Source organism: Mycobacterium deserti, assembly GCF_025345615.1.
Taxonomy (GTDB): domain Bacteria; phylum Actinomycetota; class Actinomycetes; order Mycobacteriales; family Mycobacteriaceae; genus Mycobacterium; species Mycobacterium deserti.
In genome coordinates, this window is sequence record NZ_JAODWD010000006.1 from 382078 (window position 1) to 400859 (window position 18782).

At 66.9% G+C, this 18782-nt stretch carries 24 protein-coding genes and 1 tRNA gene; 11 read left to right on the top strand and 14 right to left on the bottom strand.

Features of this window, described 5'->3' with window-relative positions; translation table 11 throughout:
• Positions 1-15: 15 nt before the first annotated feature.
• Positions 16-411, bottom strand: a complete 396-nt coding sequence (locus tag N4S67_RS24615) for a GtrA family protein (protein WP_260995825.1) — start codon at positions 409-411, stop codon at positions 16-18.
• A gap of 43 nt (positions 412-454) precedes the next feature.
• Between N4S67_RS24615 and N4S67_RS24620 the strand changes: the two genes are divergently transcribed.
• Positions 455-841: a YchJ family protein gene (locus N4S67_RS24620; protein WP_260995643.1), complete on the top strand. Its 387-nt coding sequence runs from the start codon at positions 455-457 to the stop codon at positions 839-841.
• Here the strand turns inward: N4S67_RS24620 and pdxR (N4S67_RS24625) are convergent.
• Positions 838-2274 (bottom strand): MocR-like pyridoxine biosynthesis transcription factor PdxR, encoded by a 1437-nt coding sequence (gene pdxR, locus N4S67_RS24625; protein ID WP_260995826.1) that lies wholly within the window; start codon positions 2272-2274, stop codon positions 838-840. The two genes, N4S67_RS24620 and pdxR (N4S67_RS24625), sit on opposite strands and share 4 nt — an antisense overlap.
• A 49-nt stretch (positions 2275-2323) precedes the next feature.
• Here pdxR (N4S67_RS24625) and N4S67_RS24630 point away from each other — a divergent pair, with 49 nt between their 5' ends.
• Complete coding sequence (locus N4S67_RS24630; protein WP_260995644.1) at positions 2324-2800, top strand: carboxymuconolactone decarboxylase family protein; 477 nt, start codon at positions 2324-2326, stop codon at positions 2798-2800.
• A 66-nt stretch (positions 2801-2866) separates the two neighbouring features.
• Entirely contained in the window at positions 2867-3604 is a 738-nt protein-coding gene (locus tag N4S67_RS24635; RefSeq protein ID WP_260995645.1) for a phosphotransferase family protein, read from the top strand.
• 14 nt (positions 3605-3618) lie between these two features.
• Here N4S67_RS24635 and N4S67_RS24640 read toward each other — a convergent pair whose 3' ends face one another.
• Together N4S67_RS24640 and N4S67_RS24645 are read right to left on the bottom strand one after the other, a co-directional pair.
• Complete coding sequence (locus tag N4S67_RS24640; protein WP_260995646.1) at positions 3619-3936, bottom strand: TFIIB-type zinc ribbon-containing protein; 318 nt, start codon at positions 3934-3936, stop codon at positions 3619-3621.
• Complete coding sequence (locus N4S67_RS24645; protein WP_260995647.1) at positions 3933-4565, bottom strand: TetR/AcrR family transcriptional regulator; 633 nt, start codon at positions 4563-4565, stop codon at positions 3933-3935. The genes N4S67_RS24640 and N4S67_RS24645 overlap by 4 nt, the downstream gene beginning before the upstream one ends.
• 90 nt (positions 4566-4655) lie before the next feature.
• On the opposite strand from N4S67_RS24645, the gene N4S67_RS24650 reads away from it, so the two are divergent.
• Both N4S67_RS24650 and N4S67_RS24655 read left to right on the top strand, forming a co-directional pair.
• Positions 4656-5222 carry a methyltransferase family protein gene (locus N4S67_RS24650; RefSeq protein WP_260995648.1) on the top strand — a complete coding sequence of 189 codons (567 nt, stop codon included), beginning with the start codon at positions 4656-4658 and terminating at the stop codon, positions 5220-5222.
• Between the two features lie 120 nt (positions 5223-5342).
• Positions 5343-5756, top strand: coding sequence for a DUF1622 domain-containing protein (locus N4S67_RS24655; RefSeq protein WP_260995649.1), 414 nt, complete (start codon positions 5343-5345; stop codon positions 5754-5756).
• 127 nt (positions 5757-5883) lie between these two features.
• Here N4S67_RS24655 and wzm read toward each other — a convergent pair whose 3' ends face one another.
• From wzm to N4S67_RS24675, 4 genes are read right to left on the bottom strand one after another with little or no spacing between them, the layout of a single operon-like run.
• On the bottom strand, positions 5884-6714 hold the full coding sequence (wzm, locus tag N4S67_RS24660) for a galactan export ABC transporter permease subunit Wzm/RfbD (protein ID WP_260995650.1): 831 nt from the start codon (positions 6712-6714) through the stop codon (positions 5884-5886).
• Positions 6711-7610, bottom strand: coding sequence for a galactofuranosyltransferase GlfT1 (glfT1, locus tag N4S67_RS24665; protein WP_260995651.1), 900 nt, complete (start codon positions 7608-7610; stop codon positions 6711-6713). The genes wzm and glfT1 overlap by 4 nt, the downstream gene beginning before the upstream one ends.
• Positions 7603-8451: a galactan export ABC transporter ATP-binding subunit Wzt/RfbE gene (gene wzt, locus N4S67_RS24670; protein WP_260995652.1), complete on the bottom strand. Its 849-nt coding sequence runs from the start codon at positions 8449-8451 to the stop codon at positions 7603-7605. Before wzt ends, glfT1 begins: the two co-directional genes overlap by 8 nt.
• A gap of 8 nt (positions 8452-8459) precedes the next feature.
• Positions 8460-8960 (bottom strand): bacterial proteasome activator family protein, encoded by a 501-nt coding sequence (locus N4S67_RS24675; protein ID WP_260995653.1) that lies wholly within the window; start codon positions 8958-8960, stop codon positions 8460-8462.
• Positions 8961-9503: 543 nt separating this feature from the next.
• Here N4S67_RS24675 and N4S67_RS24680 point away from each other — a divergent pair.
• Positions 9504-10700: a cysteine desulfurase-like protein gene (locus tag N4S67_RS24680; protein WP_260995654.1), complete on the top strand. Its 1197-nt coding sequence runs from the start codon at positions 9504-9506 to the stop codon at positions 10698-10700.
• 30 nt (positions 10701-10730) lie between these two features.
• Here the strand turns inward: N4S67_RS24680 and N4S67_RS24685 are convergent, their stop codons facing one another.
• Positions 10731-11714 (bottom strand): NAD(P)H-quinone oxidoreductase, encoded by a 984-nt coding sequence (locus N4S67_RS24685; protein ID WP_260995655.1) that lies wholly within the window; start codon positions 11712-11714, stop codon positions 10731-10733.
• A 100-nt stretch (positions 11715-11814) separates the two neighbouring features.
• Between N4S67_RS24685 and N4S67_RS24690 the strand changes: the two genes are divergently transcribed.
• Together N4S67_RS24690 and N4S67_RS24695 are read left to right on the top strand one after the other, a co-directional pair.
• Positions 11815-12327, top strand: coding sequence for a MarR family winged helix-turn-helix transcriptional regulator (locus N4S67_RS24690; protein ID WP_260995656.1), 513 nt, complete (start codon positions 11815-11817; stop codon positions 12325-12327).
• A 20-nt stretch (positions 12328-12347) separates the two neighbouring features.
• Positions 12348-12434: transfer RNA gene (locus N4S67_RS24695), tRNA-Ser, on the top strand.
• Between the two features lie 27 nt (positions 12435-12461).
• Here N4S67_RS24695 and pdxR (N4S67_RS24700) read toward each other — a convergent pair.
• Entirely contained in the window at positions 12462-13850 is a 1389-nt protein-coding gene (gene pdxR / locus N4S67_RS24700) for a MocR-like pyridoxine biosynthesis transcription factor PdxR (RefSeq protein WP_260995657.1), read from the bottom strand.
• 46 nt (positions 13851-13896) lie between these two features.
• On the opposite strand from pdxR (N4S67_RS24700), the gene N4S67_RS24705 reads away from it, so the two are divergent.
• Together N4S67_RS24705 and N4S67_RS24710 are read left to right on the top strand one after the other, a co-directional pair.
• Positions 13897-14307, top strand: coding sequence for a hypothetical protein (locus N4S67_RS24705; RefSeq protein WP_260995658.1), 411 nt, complete (start codon positions 13897-13899; stop codon positions 14305-14307).
• Positions 14307-15218 carry an NAD-dependent epimerase/dehydratase family protein gene (locus tag N4S67_RS24710; protein ID WP_260995659.1) on the top strand — a complete coding sequence of 304 codons (912 nt, stop codon included), beginning with the start codon at positions 14307-14309 and terminating at the stop codon, positions 15216-15218. The genes N4S67_RS24705 and N4S67_RS24710 overlap by 1 nt, the downstream gene beginning before the upstream one ends.
• Here N4S67_RS24710 and N4S67_RS24715 read toward each other — a convergent pair whose 3' ends face one another.
• Both N4S67_RS24715 and N4S67_RS24720 read right to left on the bottom strand, forming a co-directional pair.
• Entirely contained in the window at positions 15219-16043 is an 825-nt protein-coding gene (locus N4S67_RS24715; protein WP_260995660.1) for a crotonase/enoyl-CoA hydratase family protein, read from the bottom strand.
• A gap of 47 nt (positions 16044-16090) precedes the next feature.
• The gene (locus tag N4S67_RS24720) at positions 16091-16534 is read right to left on the bottom strand and encodes a hypothetical protein (RefSeq protein WP_260995661.1); all 444 of its coding nucleotides are present in this window, start codon (positions 16532-16534) and stop codon (positions 16091-16093) included.
• A 40-nt stretch (positions 16535-16574) separates the two neighbouring features.
• Here N4S67_RS24720 and N4S67_RS24725 point away from each other — a divergent pair, with 40 nt between their 5' ends.
• Entirely contained in the window at positions 16575-17153 is a 579-nt protein-coding gene (locus N4S67_RS24725; RefSeq protein WP_260995662.1) for a TIGR03086 family metal-binding protein, read from the top strand.
• Here N4S67_RS24725 and N4S67_RS24730 read toward each other — a convergent pair.
• Complete coding sequence (locus tag N4S67_RS24730) at positions 17150-17611, bottom strand: DUF4334 domain-containing protein (RefSeq protein ID WP_260995663.1); 462 nt, start codon at positions 17609-17611, stop codon at positions 17150-17152. The genes N4S67_RS24725 and N4S67_RS24730 overlap by 4 nt on opposite strands.
• Positions 17608-18699, bottom strand: coding sequence for a pyridoxal phosphate-dependent aminotransferase (locus tag N4S67_RS24735; protein ID WP_260995664.1), 1092 nt, complete (start codon positions 18697-18699; stop codon positions 17608-17610). Before N4S67_RS24735 ends, N4S67_RS24730 begins: the two co-directional genes overlap by 4 nt.
• Between the last annotated feature and the right edge of the window lie 83 nt (positions 18700-18782).

The following is an 18782-nucleotide window of genomic DNA, read 5'->3' on the forward strand; positions in this document are numbered from 1 at the left end:
ACGAGGGTACCGCCCCTACCGCAGCCGGAAGATGACCGCGCGCTGCACGACGAAGTTGATGACCGTCGCGGTGCCCTGCGCGATGACGAACGCCACCGGAACCCGCCATGGCTTGTCGTCCCATGTCGTGTAGAAGAGGTAGTTGATGCCGACCTGCACCGTGTAGGTCAGCGCGTACAGCACGCACACCGCGATGAAGCGGGCGGTGCTGGGCGGCGCCTGGAAAGTCCAGCGCCGATTGATCAGATACGCGGTCGTGGTGCCCGCGATGAAGCTGATCGTCTTGGCGATGTTGACGTGCAGCCCGACCGCCAGCAGTGCGATGTACAACCCGAAGTCGACCACGGCGGAGAACCCGCCGGTGACGACGAATCGCCACGCCTGGGTCGCCAGGCTCAGATTCGGCTGCATCGGCGGCTCGGCCACCGGGGCAGCTTACGGGCACACTGTGACGGTGCGACACGACGACCTCTGCCCGTGCGGCAGCGGCGCGCAGCTCGGTCGCTGTTGCCTGCCGCTGCATACCGGTGAGCGGCAGGCGGAGACCGCCGAGCAGCTCATGCGGTCGCGCTACAGCGCGTATGCGGTCGGAGACGCCGACTACCTGTGGCGGACGTGGCATCCCCGGACGCGCCCGGAAAGCGTCGCGGTCGATCCCGATATCGTGTGGACGGGCCTCGAGATCGTCCGTTGCGTCGACGGCGATCCCGGCGACGAGCAGGGCGAGGTGGAGTTCCGGGCGCACCATCGCGAAGGCCGGCGAACCGGGACGCTTCACGAGCTGTCCCGCTTTGCGGTGCGGGCGCGTCAATGGTTCTACGTGGACGGGGATGTGTCCTAGCGAGCCAAGCCGCTGGAGCGGAGCACATTGCACAATGCGTCCACGGCCGCGGCGAACCCATGCTCGGCGGGTGTGCCGAAGCCGATGATGATGCCGTCGGGCCGCGCGACCTCCGGCCCGGCCAGCGGATGGCGCATGATCGACAGGCCCTGCAGCGCGATGCCCGCCTCGCCGGCGCGTTGCAGCACTTCGTGTTCCGCGCCGTCGGGGAGCGTCAGCAGCATGTTGAGCCCGGCGTTCAGACCGCTGATTCCGATGTCGAACGGGGCCAGAGCGTCGACGAGTCTGTCGCGGCGGTGCCGGTACCGGATGCGCATGCGACGGATGTGCTTGTCGTAGCTTCCGCTGGTGATGAAGTCGGCCATTGTCAACTGGGCGATGGCATTGACGTAGAACTGGTCGCCGCCGGCGGCGTCGAGGACCGGTTCGACGAGGTCGCTCGGTAACACCATCCACCCGAGCCGCAGGACGGGCGACAGGCTCTTGCTCGCCGAACCCAGGTAGGCCACCCGGTCCGGACACAGCGCCTGCAGCGCGCCGACGGGTTGGCGGTCGTAGCGGAACTCACCGTCGTAGTCGTCGTCGATGACGTATCCGTCGGTGCGCTGAGCCCACTCGACGACCGCGGTACGCCGCGACGGTGACATCGGCATGCCGAGTGGGCTGTGGTGTGCGGGGGTGAGCAGCGCGGCGGGTACGTCGAGATTGTCGAGATCTGCCACACACGCGCCGTCCTGGTCGACGCCGATGGGCGTGGTTGCCATGCCCAACGCGGCAATGGCGTCGCGAAATATGAAGAGTCCGTACGCCTCTACCGCGATCGGTCGGTCACCCCGGAAAGCCCGGGTGAGGATCTCGACGCCGTGCCGGGTGCCGGCGCAGATGACGACGGCGTCCGCGGAGGTCCGCACTCCGCGTGCGCGCGTGAGGTATTCGGCGACGGCTTCGCGTAACTCGGGTCGGCCGCGCGGGTCGCCCATCCGCAGTGCCTCGGTTGGCGCGTTCGTCAGAGCGCGGCGTGTGGAGGCGATCCACTCGCTTCGGGGGAACTCCGAAACGTCGGGCGAGCCCGGCATGAGGTTGTGGGTGGGGACGGCGCGAACACCGCGCGAACGGGCGGGCACGGCGGGGCCGCCGTTGTTGACCACCCAGGTGCCTGCTCCCTGGCGGGAGGCCAGCCATCCCTCGGCGACAAGTTCGGCGTAGGCCTCGGCGACGGTGTTGCGGGCCAGTCCGAGGTCGGCCGCCAAGCTTCGTGAGGGCGGCAGCATGGTGCCGGCCGCCAGTCGGCCCGAGCGCACGGCGTCGCGAAGGGCGGTGAGCAGTAGGTCTCGCGCGCCGCGGGCCCCAGGCGTGATGGCTTCGCGTAGGTCGAGGTGGAGATCGCGGCTGTGTACCGGCGCCTTCGGCTCGAGATTGGCCCATGAACCCACCGCTCGATTGAACCATGCTGATGGGCTTTTGCGCACTAGCGTGGTGATCATGACGCAGACATTGGAAACCCAAGCACCCATCGATCGCCTCAAGATCTACAAGTCCTCGCCCGAACTGCTCGAGGCGATGCTGGCGCTGAGCGCCGCGTCGGCCAAGGATGTCGACGTCGAACTCGGCGAGCTGATCAAAATCCGCGCCTCGCAGATCAACCACTGCGCGTTCTGCCTCGACATGCATCTCGTGGACGCGCGCAAACACGGCATCAGCCAGCAGAAGCTGGACCTGATCGCGGCGTGGGAAGAGGCGGGCGACATCTTCTCCGAACGCGAGCGGGCCGCGCTGGCGCTGACCGAGTCGATCACCGAGCTGCACAACGGTCACGTGCCTGATGACGTGTATGCCCGTGCGGCGGCGGTCTTCTCGGATCGCGAACTCGGCCAGGTCATCGCAGCGGCGGTCACCATCAATGCGTGGAACCGCATCAACGTCACCATCCGCCAGGAGCCGCGGGCGGCGTTGAAGTAACGGCTTGGAACCGAAAGTGGCGTGAGTTTCCGACTGCAGCCGTCACGTCACAAATACGGTTCAGGGGTGCAGACCCGGTCCGGTGCGGAGATCATCGTCGACGGCGACGTGGTCTACAAGCTGCACCGGCCGGGTACCGACCCGAGGGCACTTGCGACCCGGCTCCGCACCGCCGCGGAGTCGGGTTCGCTGCTTTCTCCGCTCGGCATGGCACCCGAGCGTGTCGGCGGCCGTCTGCGCACCAGGTGGCCACGCGTGGAAACTGTTGCGCAGCAACCGGATCACCTGCCATGGGCCGACGCCGGGCGGCTGCTCGCCGCCCTTCATCGCGAGGTCGTGACCCGGCGAATGCCACCGCACGGGTGGCCCCAGCGGCTGCGACGCATGGTGCGCCAGACTCATGACGTGACTGTCAGGCGTGCCGCCGCGACGCTCCCAGACCAGGCGTGGCGGACGGGCTCACCCGATCGGCCCGCGGCGCTGGTGCACGGTGACTGGCACCTCGGCCAACTCGGGCGTCGAACCGCCGGCGGGCCGTGGCTGCTGATCGATGTCGACGATCTCGGCGTCGGCGATCCCGCTTGGGACCTCGCGCGTCCCGCCGGTTTCTGGGCGGCTGGTCTCATCCCCGACGCCGACTGGTTCGCGTTCCTCGACGCGTATCGCGGCGCGGGTGGTCCGGCGGTGCCCGTAGGCGACCCGTGGCCGGTGGTGGAACCGTTCGCGCGCGCAGCCGTTGTGCAGGCGGCGGCGCATCATCCCGACGACGAGCTACTGCTGGCGGCCTGTCGCCGCATGTCGTAACAGGTCGTTGGCGACTAGCTGGAGAAGAACAGCCGCCCGAAGCCCTGCTTGCGGTAGTGCTTGTTGCCTCGATGACCCCAGCCGGGGCCCTGACCGTAGCCGTAGCCGGACTGCGGTGGTGGGGGCGCGGCCTGCACGAAGCGGTTCTCCATCTGCGTCAGCGCCTCGAGCTCGCCGAAATCGAGGAAGATCCCGCGGCAGCTGTCGCACTGCTCGAGGTGGATGCCGTTTCGCTCGTAGGTCTTCATGACGCCGGCGCACTTCGGACACAGCAGCGAGTTGCCGGGCCCAGGCGGTGAGCCCGAGGGTGGTTGATATGGCGGGATAGTCATATGTGCATAACGCCGTCGGTCGGCTCTAGGGTTCCGCGGACTTCGCCGGTGAGGTAGCGCTGCACTGTCGGGCCGATCCACGCCACCAGATCGTCGACGGACGTGGACGCAATCGGTTCGATCCGCAGCTGGTACCGCGCGAAGGCCAAGCCCATCAGGTGGACGGTCACGAGTTCGACCCGCAGCACCGCGTCCTCCACGCCGAATTCGGCGGAGATGCGCTCGGCCACCGGCCCGGCCAGGGTGTCGTGAAGCAGCTTGCGTGCCAGGGGCTGGATGGCCGCTGACTGCCACACCGTCAGTAGCGGCTCGAACGTGTCGCCGGCGTCCCAACGCTCGAGGAACGCGCGGACCAACCGGTCGCCGATGTGGGCGGTCCCGTCGTCGAGCAGTAGCGGCAGTTGGTGCAGCGGATGCTCGGGGACATCGAGCACTGACGCGGTGAACAAGCCCTCCTTATTTCCGAAGAAGTAGTAGACCATCGCGACATCCACGCCGGCGTCGGCCGCGATGTTGCGCACGGTGGCCTGCTCGTAGCCGCGCCGGAAATGTTCCCGGGCAGCGGCGATGACGCGCTTCTTGTTCTCCTGACCGGTACGCCAGCGGCCGGTTCTCTGGCGTTCCGCCATGTCTCGCAGCGTACTTCAACGCCTGTTGACCTTCGTGGTGACCGCGTCGTACGATCGTTCTTCAGCAAGCGTTGAACAAGGAGGTTCGACATGGCTCGACGACGACTCTGGTGGCGGCATCTGCTCTCGGTACTCCTCGCGCCGGCGACGATGACTGTGTTCATCCCGGTCTCGATCGGCGCGCTCACCGGGCTGAGGGCACCGGATCTCGGCAGCGTTTCGGGCGCGCTCCTGGCCGTCGTCGGCGGCCTGGCGATCGCCTTCGGAATGTTCATGCTGACGTGGACGGTGGTGTTGTTCGACCGCGTCGGTGAGGGCACGCTGGCCATCGGATCACCGGTCAAACTGGTCGTGACCGGCCCGTACCGACATGTGCGCAACCCGATGATGACGGGCGTGTTCTGTATTCAGATCGGCGCCGCACTCGCCTGGGCGTCGCCGTGGTTGCTCGCGTGGTTCGCCGTCTTCTTCACCGCGGTGCTGATCGCCATCCGCGCTGTCGAGGAACCGCACCTGCGTCGGCGGTTCGGCGAGCAGTATGACGAGTACCGCCGTCATGTGCCGCGCTGGATTCCCCGAGTCTCCGCCTGGGAGCCGAGCCCGACAAGCGATGCGCCGGTTCGAAACGGGGGCGGGTCGGCAGCGAAACGCGGTTGACGGCACGTTCCGCACGGACGGCCAGTTCGGCCGAAACCGCTTCCTGCACAGGTGGGGCCTCCTACTGTTCTGCCCGGTGAAAGTGATCGCCGAGGAGCACCGGCTGGGAGGCCTCGAGAGGTGCGTGTAGTCGAATATTTCGAACTGGCCACGAGAACGTTTGAGGTGCTCGGCGTTTCATCGATGGTCATCGGTTTCCTACTCGCGTTCGCGCTCGCCGCGCGTACGTGGCGGCGCACCGCCGACGGCGATCGCGCTTTCAAGACGCTGCGAAATGCGTTGGGCGGGTCCATCCTGCTTGGTTTGGAATTGCTCGTCGCGGCGGACATCGTCAAGACCGTCACCTCGACACCGTCCATGGAGGATGCCGCCATCTTGGGGCTGATCGTTCTCATCCGGACGGTCCTGTCCATCTCGATCGAAATCGAGATCGACGGCGTCGCACCGTGGCGAAGGGCGCTGACCTCCGGCCCGCAGGTTCTGGCCCGAGCGGTCCGCGAACCCGCGTCGCCGGACCGCGGGACAAGTCAGTAGAAGGCGCCGGACTGCGTGACGAGCGGCGACCGGCGCGCGGCTATCGGCCGCCTTTGGCCGTCCAGTCGACGCTCCAGCTCGGTGGAGACGGTGCGCGGACACGCACACCCACCTCAGAATTCGCGCGTCAGACCCAGTACGGGACGCGGGCGCGATACTGCCGCATCGCGAACGCGGCGAAGACCCAGCCGATCGCCGTCAGCACCAGCACCACCACCCAGTGGCGCAGCTCCTGGTCGGCGCCCAACAACGGTGCCCGCACGATGTCCAGGTAGTGAAGCAGCGGGTTGAGTTCGATGATCTTGGCGTAGCCGCCCGCCCCCTGCTGCTGCAGCGTTGCCTCGTTCCAGATGATCGGCGTCATGAAGAACAGCAACTGGACCAGGCTGACGAGCAGCGGGCTGATGTCGCGGTAACGGGTCGCCAGAATGCCGAAACACAATGCGACCCACACGCAGTTGAGCATGAGGAGGACCAGTGCCGGAATCACCGCGAGGTCGGTCCACGTCCACGGCTTCGGATAGATCATCGCGATGATGACGTAAATGATGATGTTGTGCGCGAACAGGATCATCTGCCGCCACACCAGCCGGTAGACGTGTACGGACAACGGCGTCGGAAGTTGTTTGATCAAACCCTCGTTGGCGACGAACACGTCCGCGCCCTCGAGAATCGCGGCATTGATGAGGTTCCAGACGATCAGGCCCAGAGTGATGTAGGGCAGGTGCTCCTCGAGCGGCAGCTTGAACAGCTTCGAATAGAGCAGCCCCATCGCCACGGCGGTGGCGCCCGTCGCGATCGTGATCCAGAACGGTCCCAGCACTGACCGCCGGTACCGCTGCTTGATGTCCTGCCAGCCCAGGTGCAGCCACAGTTCGCGCTTGCCGAAGCCGGCAACCAAGTCGCCCCACGCGCGGCCCATGGTCCGCGACTGCGCGGCGGCGTCGGTGAAAGTCACTGTTCAGGCCTCCCGAACTTCTCCCGACGGCCCAAGCGCCGCAAGCGAATCCATTCCATCAGCGCGGCCGGATCGCGGCGCGACACCAGAAAATACCAGCCGAACCGGGCCCACTCCTGCACCACCAGCTTGCGCATTCCGGGCAGCGACTGCAGGTAGCCCCGGTTGCGATAAGTGAAGAACCGCTTGGCCGCGTTGTCGGGATACTGGGCGTGCATCCGCCCGCCCAGAATCGGCTTGAACTCGTCGCCACCCTGGGGATGCAGATATACCGCTTCGAGACAGGTGCCGAACGGCAGCCCGGAGCGCACCAGACGGCGGTGCAGTTCGGTCTCGTCGCCGCGGACGAACAGCCGCAGATCGGGAACGCCGATCGCCTCCAGAGTCGATGCGGCGAACAGTGCCCCGTTGAACAGCGACGCGATGCCGGGCAGCAGATCGTCGGCACCCGTGCGCAATTCGCTGACCTCGCGCCGCCATACCAGGCCGCGTCGCAAAGGAAAGGCCAGCCGCGAAGGGTTGTCCATATCGCACACCATCGGCGACACCTCGGCCAGCCGGTGATCCCCCGCACACGCCAGCAGAGTGCTCAGCACCTCGGAGTCGGCAGGCCGCCCGTCGTCGTCAGCCAGCCACACCCAGTCCGCTCCGGACGCAAGCGCGTGCAGCATGCCCAGCGCGAAACCTCCTGCGCCGCCCAGGTTTCGGCGGGACGGAAGGTACGTCGTCGGTATCGGCTGGCCGGCTACCAGATCGGCGACCTGTGGATCGGCGTCGTTGTCGACGACCACGAGGTGGTCTGGCCGGCGGGACTGCGCCGACAGCGCCTCCAGCGATTTCACCAGTTCGTCCGGACGCCGGTGGGTGACCACTACGGCGCAGACCGTCTCAGGCATCGGGCGCCGTTGCAGTCCAGTCGCCGCGGGAGTCGTTCGTCGGCGACCAATCGCCTCGGTGCTCGTCGAGCACCTCCCGCACGTGCCGGGCCGCGTCCTCGCCCTCGTACGCGCGCACGACGTCCTCGATCTCGCCTGTCATCTTGACCGTGCCGTGATCGATCCACATCGCCGTCTTGCACAGCCGGGCCAGGAACTCGTTGGAATGGCTGGCGAACACCAGGATTCCGGAGCGCTCGACTAGTGCGGCCAGTCGCGTCTGCGCCTTCTTCAGGAACTCGGCGTCGATCGCGCCGATGCCCTCGTCGAGCAGGAGAATCTCCGGATCGATGCTCGTCACCACACCCATCGCCAGGCGCACCCGCATGCCGGTCGAGTACGTGCGCAGCGGCATCGACAGGTAGTCACCGAGTTCGGTGAACTCCGCGATCTCATCGACCTTCGCCAGCATCTGCTTGCGCGTCTGACCGAGAAACAGCCCGCGGATGATGATGTTCTCGAAGCCGGAGATCTCCGGGTCCATGCCGACGCCGAGGTCGAACACCGGTGCCACCCGGCCGGTTACCGTCGCCGTCCCGCGGGTGGGCTCATAGATCCCCGACAACAGCCGCAGCAGCGTCGACTTGCCCGCGCCGTTGTGGCCCACCAAGCCCACCCGGTCGCCGAGTTTCAACGACATCGTGATGTCCCGCAACGCCTCGATGACGACGACATTGGACGCGTTGCGTCCGATCGCTCCGCCGGCCTTGCCGAGGAACGCCTTCTTCAACGAGCGCGTCTTGGCGTCGAAGATGGGAAACTCCACCCACGCATCGCGCGTCTCGATCTGCGGGACTGCCACACCGGCTCCTACAGGTACTGCCCGGTTCCGCCGCGCTGCCCTGGCGGTCCGCCGACGCCGGGCGGCAGCGCACCCTGACGCATCTGTTCCAGCTGCTGGCGCGCGGCCATCTGTTGGGCGAACAGCGCGGTCTGGATGCCGTGGAACAGGCCTTCGAGCCACCCGACGAGCTGTGCCTGGGCGATGCGCAGCTCGGCGTCGGAGGGCACGCCTTCTTCGGTGAACGGCAGCGTGAGCCGCTCGAGCTCGTCGCGGAGTTCGGGCGCGAGGCCTTCCTCGAGCTCGGAGATGCTGGCCTTGTGGATTTCGCGCAGCTTGGTGCGGCTCGCGTCGTCGAGCGGAGCCGCCCGCACCTCTTCGAGCAGTTGCTTGATCATCGTTCCGATGCGCATCACCTTCGCCGGCTGCTCGACGAGGTCGGTCAGCGACTTGCTGTCCGCGTCCTCGCCCGACGCACCTGGGTCGCCGCCGATGATCTCGATGTTGTCGTCGTCGTTGTTGATCGTCATCTCCCAGAGATTCCCTGCTGTGACCGTCTTATGAGGTGGCGCCTGCGCCGTTCGTAGCCGCGACGCATCTAGCGACACTATCTCGTCGGGCACCACGAGCCCCCGCGCCACCGGCCTGCTGGTGATTGGCGCCCGATACGCCCGTCGTCGCGGCATCGGGGCCGCGAAAACCGCCCCGAAAGCATCCGCAAACAAACGACTCCAGCGGTCATGATCGCGAGAGCAAACAACGCGCGAAATGCGCCTCACGGAATTTCGAGTGCGCCGTAGGAAGTGACCCCTCGAGCGGGCACGCCGAAAGGCAGGGCGGGACCGACCGGGACGGCGGCCGGACAGGTTTGCCGAGCGGCGCGCACGTGGATTGCTCGGCGGTCAACCAGCAACGACAGTGCGATTAGCGCTCCGAACCCGAAGCTCACTGGACTAGTATGGCTGCCCAGGTGATCCGGTCCGAGTACGGCATGGGCGTCGAAAGGCGCCGTCGGGCACTGACCAAATCGTGTCGGTTTGTCCATTCAACTGACGCTCTTAAGGTGGGCTGGCATGGCATACGACGTCGCCCGGGTGCGGGGCTTGCACCCGTCGTTGGGCGATGGTTGGTTCCATTTTGACGCCCAGAACGGCATGCTGCTGCCCGATGCGGTGGCCAGAGCGGTGTCCACCGCGTTCCGCGGCTCGATGCCGACGCCCGTAGGCCCGCACCCGTCTGCGCAACGCAGCGCCGCGGTGCTCGGCGCCGCCCGCCAGGCAATCGCTGATCTGGTCAACGCCGACCCGAGCGGAGTCGTGCTCGGCGCTGACCGAGCGGTGCTGCTGACCTCGCTCGCCGACGCGTCGTCGTCGCGGGTGGGGCTCGGCTACGAGATGGTCGTCACCCGGCTCGACGACGAGGCCAACATCGCGCCGTGGTTGCGCGCCGCCAATCGCTACGGCGCCAAGGTGAAGTGGGCCGAGGTCGACATCGAAACCGGGGAACTGCCGAACTGGCAGTGGGAGGCGCTGCTCACCCAGCCCACCCGCCTGGTCGCAATCGCCTCGGCATCATCGACCCTGGGCACCCTCACCGATCTGCGGGCGGTGACGAAGTTGGCCCACGACAACGGTGGCCTGGTCGTCGTCGACCACTCCGCGGCCGCGCCGTATCAACTGATCGACATCAACGAGATCGAGGCGGACGTGGTGGCGGTCAACGCGATCGCGTGGGGCGGGCCGCCGATCGGCGCGCTCGTGTTCCGCGATCCTTCGGTCATCGACTCCTTCAGCTCGGTGTCGCTCAACCCGTATGCCACCGGTCCGGCCCGGCTGGAGGTCGGCGCTCATCAGTTCGGCCTGCTCGGTGGTGTGGTCGCCAGTATCGACTACCTGGCCTCGCTCGACGAGACCGCGCGCGGTTCTAGGCGTGAAAGACTCGCTGTGTCAATGCAATCGGCCGCGTCGTATATGAACCGGTTGTTCGACTATCTCCTGGTTTCGCTACGCTCGCTGTCGACGGTGATGGTGATCGGCACCCCCGAGGCACGGATCCCGGTGCTCAGTTTTGCGGTCAGCGACGTGCCGGCCGAGCGGGTGGTCCAGCGGCTGGCGGACAACGGCATTCTCGCGATTTCCAACGCAAGCTCCCGGGTGCTCGACGTGATCGGTGTCAACGACGTCGGCGGCGCGGTCACCGTAGGGCTCGCGCACTACACCACGACGGCCGAAGTCGACCAGCTGGTCCGTGCGCTGGCCTCGCTGGGCTGACCTGTCGGCTTAGCCAACGGGCTTACCGGGCTAACCGCCGACTCGCAGAAGCACTTTCCCGCTCACGTCGCCCGACGTGAGCAGTTCGTGCGCGGCGCCGGCCTGGTCGATGCCGAACTCGGCGCCGATGATCGGGCGGACCCGGCCGTCGGCGATCATCGGCCACACGTTGGCCACCACGTCGGCGACGATCTCGCCTTTGCTGCCCGGGCCGGACACCGGGCGGCTGCGCAGTGCCGTGGCGATGACGCCCGCGCGCCTGCCCAACAGCTTGCCGATGTTCAGCTCTGCCTTGACGCCGCCCTGCATGCCGATGATGACGACGCGGCCGTCCTGCGCCAGCGCATCCACATTGCGGTCCAAATAAGCGGCGCCCATGATGTCGAGGATGACGTCAGCACCCGCGCCGTCGGTCTCGGCGCGAATCCGTTCGACGAAGTCTTCTTCGCGGTAGTTGATGGTGATCTCTGCGCCGAGCTCGGCGCACAAGTCCATCTTGTTGACGGCGCCCGCGGTCACCGCGACCCGGCAACCGAGCGCGCGGCACACCTGGATTGCGTGCGTTCCGATGCCGCTGGAGCCGCCGTGGATCAGCGCGAGCTGACCGGGGCGCAGATGCGCCGTCATCACCAGGTTCGACCACACGGTGCACGCCACCTCCGGGAGCCCCGCGGCGTGTGACAGGTCCACCGAGTCGGGAACCGGCATGACCTGCGCGGACGGGACCGCGACGAACTCCGCATAGCCGCCGCCGGCGAGCAATGCGCACACCGGTTGCCCGACCGACCAGTCGGCGACGCCGTCGCCCAGTTCGGCAACCGTCCCCGACACCTCAAGGCCGAGGGTCTCACTGGCGCCCGGTGGCGGCGGGTACTTGCCCGCGGCCTGCAACAGGTCCGCCCGGTTGACCCCCGCGGTGTCCACCTTGATGAGCACTTCGCCGCGGCGTGGCGCGGCGTCGGGTACTTCGCGCCAGCTCAGCCGACCGTCGGATTCGACCACGATGGAATGCATTCAAACAACGCTACTACCTGCCTTCCAGCCTCGAAAAACAGTTTGGCAGTTCCTGTCAGTTTCTCTTCCCAGCAATGTTGGCAGCCTTTACCATTACGAGATGGAGGGGATCATCGCCGGTCGTACAGCAAGTGATATGCCCGGCTTAGACATCGCGGAGCAGAGGTCGTGGCAAAACTTCCTCGACTCCGCGCTGCGGTTGTACGCGACCTTGAACCGGTCGCTGGTGGACGCGCATCAATTGACTCTCAACGATGTGCGGCTGCTCGACATGCTGGATAAGTCCGGGACCGGGTCGGCGCGGATGGGAGATCTGGCCGAGGCGCTGATGTCGCTGCCCAGCAGAGTCACACGGCAGATTCGTCGACTGGAGCTACAGGGCCTGGTGCGGCGCGAAGCCAGCCCCGAGGACGGCCGTGGGGTGCTGGCCAGCATCACCGACAACGGCAGGGTCGCGGTGCGGGAGGCCATGGCGACGTACGGGGAGGGCGTACGAGCGCATTTTCTCGGCAGGCTGTCGCGCCCGCAGATCGCCGCGATGGGCGAGAACTGCCGTCGCATCAGCGTCGCGCTCAAAGCCGGGGCACCGCCCGCCAAACTCGGCCGGGTCTAGTGCGTCGTACGCTTGTCGGCGGTGGCGTGGCAGAGCGGCCTAATGCACTCGCCTTGAAAGCGAGAGACGGCTAACACCGTCCGGGGGTTCAAATCCCTCCGCCACCGCTGTGCAGCGCGATGACTTTTCGGCGGCTATACGGGCAACGCCTTAGCCAACACCTGCACGCCTCGCACGATCTGCGATTCGGTGAGGTTTGCATAGCCAAGCATCAAACCCGCGGGGGCCGTGGCGGGTTCGGCGTAGCACGGCGCCAGGGCCTCCACCCGGACCCGCATGTCGGCCGCGCGTCGCACCAGGTCATCGGTCGACGTACCGTCGGGAAGGCGGATGGTGAGATGCACACCCGCCGCCGCGCCGAGCACCGTAGCCTGCGGGAGATAACGCGCAAGCGCATCCCGCAGTGCATTGCGGCGCATGAGATATCGCCTGCGCATCTGCCGTAGATGCCGGTCATAACCGCCGGACTGCAACAAGTACGCGAAGGCCACCTGGTCCATCACCGAGCTGCCGGTGTCGGCCAAACTCTTGTGCAGGACAACAGCGTTCACCAGCGACGGTGGTAGCACCATCCAGCCGATCCGCAGGCCGGGCGCCAGGGTCTTGCTCGTCGAGCCCACATACACCACCCGGTCGGGCGCGATGCCCTGCAGTGCACCGACGGGCGCGCGGTCGTACCGGTACTCGGCGTCGTAGTCGTCCTCGATGATCAGGTTGCCTGCGCGGGCCCACTCCATCAGTGTGGTGCGGCGAGCCGCCGACAGTACGACACCGGTGGGGGACTGATGCGCGGGAGTGGTGAGCACCGCTTGCGCGCCGGAGTCAACGAGCGCGTCGACATCGAGGCCGTCATCATCAGCCGGCACCGCCAGTGGCTCGATACCGTTGTGGCGCAGCACCATTCGATGGAACCAGAAGCCCGGGTCCTCCATGGCCAGTGGCGTCCCCCGCAGCACCTGCGCCAGCAGTGCGACTGCTTGCGTCGCGCCGGAGCACAGGACGATCTGCTGCGGGTCGGCCAGCACGCCGCGGGTGCGTCGCAGGTAATCGGCTACCGCAAGCCGCGTCACGCCCAGTCCCTTCGGCGCCACGTACCCGAACGCGTCCGACTCGAGGCCGGCCAGGCCCTGTCGCAGTGCCCGAAGCCATGCATTGCGCGGGAAGCTGGACAGGTCCGGTGATCCAGGCAGGAAATCGACGTCATAGCGCGTCGACGCTTCGACGGCAGCGCGACCGCGACTGCTGGCCGCGTCCACTGTGGCCACCCGGGTGCCGGACCCGTGCCTGCTCAGCAGGAAGCCCTCGGCGGCGAGCTGTCCGTACGCGTCGACGACGAGCCGGCGAGACACTCCGAGGTCGGATGCCAGTACCCGCGTCGACGGCAGCCGGGTGTACGGGGCGAGCCGGCCGGATCTGATCGCCTCGCGCAGGCCGTTCGCGAGTTGGCGATGCAGTGGGTCTTGGCTGTCGCGGTCCAGCTCGAGGAGCAACTCCGGCCCCGAAGTGGTACCCGAAATTGTCATGGAAGTGGTGCCTATCTTGAGGCCAGTGACGATCTAGCGTGAACGTATGACAACGACACCCATCCGCACAAGAGTCGGGTTCGTCGAGGTGACCCTGATCGTGTTCGGGGTGTACGCCCTGGCCATCGGGCTGTTCATGATGTTCTTGCCTGGGCCGTTCTTCGACACCCTCGGCACATTCGGCGTTCGCAACGACCATTACATCTTCGACAACGCGACGTTCGAGATTCCGCAGGGACTATTGCTTCTTGCGGCCGTTCGGCGGGTGTCGTGGAGGGTCCCCGCGCTCGCCTTCGCCTCGCTGCACTGGGCGCTGCACGCCCTCAGCCACATCATCGATCCCCACCACGGCGCAGGCGATCTCGTCGGCTGGCTGGAGGCGGGCGGTCTGGTGGCGACCACCGTGATCCTGGCCGCGGCGCTGCGGGTAACCGCTGTCTCAGAGCGCAGGCTCTGATGCGTGTCATGGTGGCGGGCGCGACGAGTGTGCCCGGAATTGCCCTGCTGCGCGAACTGAACAGACGCGGCCATGACGTCGTCGGGCTGACCAGTCGGCCGGAGAAGACGCCGCAGATCGAGCAGGAAGGCGCCAAACCGGTGGTGGCCGATGTCTTCGATCGAAGGCACCTCGACTCGGTGATGACCGACATCGAGCCCGAGGTCGTCGTCAGCCTGCTGACCACGTTGCCGAAGTACGGACCCAAGCGCATCAAGGACTTCGAGCCCGCCCGCAAACTATGGGGACAGGGCGCGCCGAACCTCTTCGCGGCCGCCCAGCATGCCGGAGTACGCCGAATCGTCGCCGAGTCAGTGATGTTCGCCTACGGCTATCCGACGTCGGGACCCGCCATGATGGACGAGTCCGATCCCTACCCGGGGCCGCCGCCGAAGGGTGGCGAGGCGATGCTCGCCGCGCTGCGCGGCATGGAACAGGCTGTGCTGACATCGGGTGAGCACAGCGACACCGAGGGAATTGTGTTGCGCTACGGCGCTTTCTACGGGCCCGGGGTGCCGCACGACGAACTGTTCGTCAGGTTGGCGAAGTGGTGGGCACTGCCCGCGATGACAGGTCCGGGCATCGCCTCGTGGATCCACATCGACGATGTCGCCACCGCGACGGCCGAGGCGCTCGGCAAGGGCCGCGGCGGGCAGATCTACAACATTGTCGACGACCGTCCGCAACCGTTCGCCGGCTACGTGCGAGAGCTGTCCGCGAAAGTCGGTCGCCCACGGCCACTGCCGGTTTCGCACCGGCTCGTCGGCCTGGTGGCGAGCTACCCCGCCACGGCGTTCGGCGCGACCTGGCTGCCGCTGTCCAACGCCAAGGCCAAGGCCGAACTCGGCTGGACGCCTGTCCCTCGGGTGTGACTATTCTCCGGTGAATTCCGGCGGCCGCTTCTCGAACGTCGCCTTGAGCCCCTCGGACAGATCCTTGGACGGCAGGAAGGCGGCGTTCCACGCCGCGACATAGCGCAGGCTCTCCGACACCCTGGCGATGCGCTGCTGGTCGAGCACGTCCTTGATGCCGTTGACGACGAGCGGTGGGTTTGCGGCGATCTCGGCGGCGGTGGCGTGCGCGGCGGCCAGCGTCGCCTCCGCGTCGTCGTACACCCCGTTGACCAAGCCGATTTTCTCGGCCCGCGCCGCGTCGATGTCCTTGCCGGTCAACGCGAGTTCACGGAGGTCGCCGTCGGAAAGGATCAGCGGCAGCCGGGCAAGGCTGCCGACATCGGCGACGATCGCCAGCTTGACCTCACGCACCGAGAACTTCGCGTCGGCGCTGGCGTAGCGCATGTCGACGGCCGAGATCAGGTCGACGCCGCCGCCGATGCACCACCCGTGTATCGACGCGATTGTCGGAGTGCGGCAGTCGGCGACGGCGTTGATCGCGCCCTGCATGCGAAGGACGGTGGCGTGGAATTCGGCGCGCGGGCGCGCGGTGGCGCCGTCGGCCATCACGCCGGCCAGCGAGCCACCCATCGCGAGTAGGTCAAGGCCGTAGCTGAAGTGCTTGCCCGATCCGGTCAACACGATCGCCCGGACATCCCGGTCGGCGTCGAGGGTGGCGAACACCTCAGGCATCTCCGCCCAGAATGCGGGCCCCATCGCATTGCCTTTGCCCGGGCCGATCAGCGTGACCTGCGCGACGTGGTCGGAGATGTCGACGGTGACGGACTCATACGTTTCGGCCATGGGCAGCACGCTAGTGCGTGACGGTGAGCGCTCGTGCGAGGACCCGGTTAGGGCGGCGGAGCCCCGAGCAGGACCTCGTTCACGGTGGCCTGAGGAAGGAACTGGCAGGCCGCTTCGACGAGCATCTGACCGATGCTCTCGCCGTCGGGACCCAGCGGGTTGTTCTCCTGTTTCAGGATTTCGCGGATCACCGCGACGCGGGTGGCCTCGTCGAGCTCGTTGAACTCGGTACACGTCATGCTCAGGGCGTTCGGCGGTGCGGGGACCACGGGTAGGTCGGTGTTGCGCGTCGGCAGCGGGATGCCGGGAATCGGGAGGCCGGGCAGTCCGGGCAGGCCGGGCACGGTGCTTGACGGCGTTCGCGGGCTGGACGTGAGCGGAGGGCCCGGCTCGGTGGTCATTGCGACGGAGCCTTCGGTGGTCTGCTGGCATGCCGTCGTCACACCGACGAGGACCAGCGCCGCGGCCGTCATCCGCACATGCGTCTTCATCAAGGCAACGATATGCGCATGCGCGACGTAGCGTGGCGTCATGCCCGACGACTTGCGTCCTGGACCCGATTCACCACCCACCGACGAACTTCGTTCCGCCGAGAAGACGTTCGCCGTTCTGCAGCACGTACTTCACGGCATCGCCCGAGATGACCTGGACAAGCAGACGCCGTGCCGGGAATTCGACGTTGCCGCACTGACCGATCATCTGCTGAACTCGATCACCACCATCGGCGCGATGGCCGGCGCGCAATGTCCGGAACGCAAGCGCGACGCATCCGTCGAGGAGCAGGTCGTGGTGGCGGCACGCCCGACGATGGACGCCTGGAAGCGCCGCGGGCTCGACGGCACGGTGAGCTTCGGACAGGGCGAGGCGCCGGCCAAGGTGATGGTCGGCATTCTGTCACTCGAATTCCTTGTGCACGCATGGGATTACGCGACGGCGCTCGGTCGTGAGGTCACAGTTCCGGACTCACTGTCGGACTATGTGCTCGGCCTGGCGAAGAAGATCATCACGCCGGAGGGCAGGGTCAACGTCGGTTTCGACGATGCGATCGAGGTACCCGACGATGCGGGTGCCTTGGAGCGGTTGCTGGCCTACACCGGCCGCAGCGCCTAGACCCGCTCGAGGTAGAAGTACAGGTGCCGCCCGTCGACGACCGCGCCTTTGCCGTTCATGATGCCCAGTACGGCGTTGTCGTCGACGACCTTGAAGTGGTCGTGCACCGGGGCCCCGTCGTAGACCATAGAGGCGGTCACCTCGCCGCGGAACTCCTCCATCCACAGGCTCGCTTCGCCCTTCATCGCCTCGGTGTTGCTGAACTTGTTGCCGTCGGCGTCCAGGCAGATCAGCGGCTTTGCCTCGGTGGCCGAGTGGAAGGTCTTCCCAAACCAGTTGAGCCGCTTCATGAAGCCGTTGGCCTTGTGACCGGTGTGGAACTCGCCGCCGGCCCACTCGCCGATCATGAAGTCGATGGTCGCGGGCCGCAATGCGTCCCAGAACTCATCGAGTTCGGTGTCGGCGATTTCACCGGTGCGCTCCTTGAGCGCCGAGAATGTCTTGCGGGCGTCGGTCATTGCTCTCCTACTGAACGTCGGGCAGAACCGGATGTGATCCAACTTCGGGCGAATTCGAGGAAGGCGTCGTTCTCGTGCTGCGCGGCGACCGTGACCCGCACGCCGTCGTCGCCGTACGGGCGAACGATGATGCGGTTGTCGGCTGAGGCCGCGGCGAACTCCTGCGCGCGCCCGGGCAGCGCCAGCCAGACGAAGTTGGCCTGCGAGTCGGGCACCAGGTAGCCGTCGTTGCGCAGCGCGGCGGTGACCCGGCCCCGCTCCTCGACGACGGCGTCGGTGCGGGCCAGCAGCTCGTCGGCTGCCTGCAGCGACGCGATGGCGGCGGCCTGCGACACGCTCGTCGCCGTGAACGGCACGTAGACCTTGCCCAGTGCGGTGATGATGTCCGGATCGCCGACGGCATATCCGATGCGCAATCCGGCCAGGCCGTACGCCTTCGAGAACGTCCGCAGCACAACGACATTCCGATGCGCACGCACCAGGCCGAAACTATCGGGCCGCATCGGCTCGCGGATGTATTCGACGTATGCCTCGTCGAGCGCGATCAGGATGTGCGACGGCACCTTTGCGACGAACCGGGCCAGTGCGGCGGGATCGACGACCGTGCTCGTCGGGTTGTTCGGGTTGCACAGGAAGATCAACCGCGTCCGGTCGGTGATCGCCGCCAGCATCGCGTCGAGGTCGTAGGTGTAATCGAGCAGCGGAACCTCCACGGCCGTCGCACCTGCGGTGCGCACCTGCAGCGGGTAGATCTCGAAGCTGCGCCAGCCGTAGAGCACCTCGTCGCCGACGGTCGACGTGATCTGGATCAACTGCTGGCAGAGGCTGACCGACCCGCAGCCCACCGAGATGTTCTCCGGAGCGAAGGCTCCGTCGCCGACGTTCTTGGCCAACTGCTCGCGCAGCTCGACGTAGCCGTTGTCCGGATAGCGGTTGATGGTGTCGGTGGCCTGCTCGATCGCCGCCCGCACACTGGGCAGCGGGCCGTGCACCGTCTCATTGCTCGCGATTTTGATCGCCCCCGGCACGGTCTTGCCCGGGGTGTAGGCGGGAAGGTCCGCGAGTTCGGGTCGCAGGCGGGCGGGCACGCGATCAGTCTATGGGTGAGGCTGTTCCGCTTTGCCTGGCGGCAGCGCGGATGTGTACGCTGTCGGATCGGCGGTAATCGTCG

Bases quoted from the DNA above. Each gene is read 5' to 3' on its own strand.
- N4S67_RS24615 (WP_260995825.1), bottom strand. From the start codon at position 411: ATGCAGCCGAATCTGAGCCTGGCGACCCAGGCGTGGCGATTCGTCGTC.
- N4S67_RS24630 (WP_260995644.1), top strand. From the start codon at position 2,324: ATGACGCAGACATTGGAAACCCAAGCACCCATCGATCGCCTCAAGATC.
- N4S67_RS24640 (WP_260995646.1), bottom strand. From the start codon at position 3,936: ATGACTATCCCGCCATATCAACCACCCTCGGGCTCACCGCCTGGGCCC.
- N4S67_RS24645 (WP_260995647.1), bottom strand. From the start codon at position 4,565: ATGGCGGAACGCCAGAGAACCGGCCGCTGGCGTACCGGTCAGGAGAAC.
- N4S67_RS24650 (WP_260995648.1), top strand. From the start codon at position 4,656: ATGGCTCGACGACGACTCTGGTGGCGGCATCTGCTCTCGGTACTCCTC.
- glfT1 (WP_260995651.1), bottom strand. From the start codon at position 7,610: ATGCCTGAGACGGTCTGCGCCGTAGTGGTCACCCACCGGCGTCCGGAC.
- N4S67_RS24675 (WP_260995653.1), bottom strand. From the start codon at position 8,960: ATGACGATCAACAACGACGACGACAACATCGAGATCATCGGCGGCGAC.
- N4S67_RS24680 (WP_260995654.1), top strand. From the start codon at position 9,504: ATGGCATACGACGTCGCCCGGGTGCGGGGCTTGCACCCGTCGTTGGGC.
- N4S67_RS24685 (WP_260995655.1), bottom strand. From the start codon at position 11,714: ATGCATTCCATCGTGGTCGAATCCGACGGTCGGCTGAGCTGGCGCGAA.
- N4S67_RS24690 (WP_260995656.1), top strand. From the start codon at position 11,815: ATGGAGGGGATCATCGCCGGTCGTACAGCAAGTGATATGCCCGGCTTA.
- pdxR (WP_260995657.1), bottom strand. From the start codon at position 13,850: ATGACAATTTCGGGTACCACTTCGGGGCCGGAGTTGCTCCTCGAGCTG.
- N4S67_RS24705 (WP_260995658.1), top strand. From the start codon at position 13,897: ATGACAACGACACCCATCCGCACAAGAGTCGGGTTCGTCGAGGTGACC.
- N4S67_RS24710 (WP_260995659.1), top strand. From the start codon at position 14,307: ATGCGTGTCATGGTGGCGGGCGCGACGAGTGTGCCCGGAATTGCCCTG.
- N4S67_RS24715 (WP_260995660.1), bottom strand. From the start codon at position 16,043: ATGGCCGAAACGTATGAGTCCGTCACCGTCGACATCTCCGACCACGTC.
- N4S67_RS24720 (WP_260995661.1), bottom strand. From the start codon at position 16,534: ATGAAGACGCATGTGCGGATGACGGCCGCGGCGCTGGTCCTCGTCGGT.
- N4S67_RS24725 (WP_260995662.1), top strand. From the start codon at position 16,575: ATGCCCGACGACTTGCGTCCTGGACCCGATTCACCACCCACCGACGAA.
- N4S67_RS24730 (WP_260995663.1), bottom strand. From the start codon at position 17,611: ATGACCGACGCCCGCAAGACATTCTCGGCGCTCAAGGAGCGCACCGGT.